At 63.1% G+C, this 1,389-nt stretch carries 1 protein-coding gene; it reads right to left on the reverse strand.

What is annotated here, in order from left to right; genetic code table 11:
* Positions 1–9: 9 nt before the first annotated feature.
* Positions 10–1,224: an ISL3 family transposase gene (locus K6T84_RS23810; protein WP_329786992.1), complete on the reverse strand. Its 1,215-nt coding sequence runs from the start codon at positions 1,222–1,224 to the stop codon at positions 10–12.
* Positions 1,225–1,389: the final 165 nt, after the last annotated feature.

Genomic DNA, 1,389 nt, shown 5'->3' on the forward strand with positions numbered 1-1,389 from the left:
TGCGGCTCCTCAGGTTCTCGTGGGGAGTGTGACCTGCAGTCCTCCTAGGCAGAGGTAGATCATTGATGCCAATGTTTGGGCGGAGTGGTGTCCGTAGCCGCGGGCGTTGATGAGGCGGATCTTGGCGTTGATGCCTTCGATGAGGGCGTTGGAGATGCCGAGTTCGATGGCGGCCAGGATGGGTTCGAAGTAGACCTCGAAACGTTTGCCCAAGGCGACGAAGGCGGGGATGCGGGAACGCTTGGCTGCGGTGATCCAGGCTTTGAGCAATCTGCGGGCGGTACCGGGTTCATGGTCGTAGCGGTAGAGGTCACGGGCTTGTTCTTTGAGTGTCCAGGCCCGGCCTATGCGGCGGTTGGTGCGTGCGATCTGGTTGACCAGGGCGCGTTTGTCGTCGGTGAGTTTGTTCTCGCCGGTGCGCAGCGCCCAGCGGGCGGTTTTCCAGTCGGCTGTGGCGTACCCGGGTAGGCGGATCGATTCGGCGAAGACGCGGTCTAGAGCGCGGTTGACCCATTGCATGATGTGGAAGCCGTCGTAGCAGATGACCGCGTGTGGGACTGCGGCGGTGGTGGCACTGGTATAGGCACGTGAGACGTCCATGCTGACCGCTTCGATCTGTGCGAGTGCTGAATCCGTCTGGGAGACATAGAAGTTAGCTAGGGATTGCTCGCTGCGTCCGGGTTGGATATCGACGACGGTTCCGGTGTCGTGGTCGCCGATGATCGTCAGGTATCGGTGGGGGTGGCGGTAGCAGATCTCGTCGACCCCGATGCGGTAGAGCGTCTGTAGGCGGCGTTGGTCAAGCAGCTCGGCCACGCCGCGGTTGATGATCGTGGTGACGGTTTCCCAGGCGCAGCGCATCAAGGTGGCCACCGTGGTGCGGTCGGTTCGTTGGGCCAGCCACAGCACCATGTCTTCGAAGTCGCGGGTATGGCGGGCACCGGGACGGGCCCAGGGCAGTTCCTCGGTAGTCACCCCGCAGTCCGGGCAGTCGATGCGGCGGATGTCGTAGGCCAGCCACAGCCGTGCTCGAGCCAGATCCAGATGGCGCCAGCGCCGGCGCCGCCGGTCATAGATCGACTGGAAACGTTTGCCGCACGGGCAGCGCAGCAGCCGGGCCTTCGGACGAAGGCTGACCTCGATCTCACCGCCGTCGATGACGACATCGGTGACCGTGGCCCCGGGAATCTGCAGAAGGCGGTTAAATGCAGTACTGACGCGCACGCGGATCGTTCCTTGCGGTTGAGGTTGGTGTGGTAACCCCGAAACCTAGAGGCACACCGCGTGCGCGTCCCTCAATTCACCGAAGAGATGCCGAACCCCACTCCCTGCAACGGGAAACCGCCCTGAACAGCAGAAAAGCGCCCACGAAAACCCGTGGAGCGCCAC

It is taken from the genome of Mycobacterium zoologicum (genome assembly GCF_020181635.2).
In the GTDB taxonomy this organism is placed as follows: domain Bacteria; phylum Actinomycetota; class Actinomycetes; order Mycobacteriales; family Mycobacteriaceae; genus Mycobacterium; species Mycobacterium zoologicum.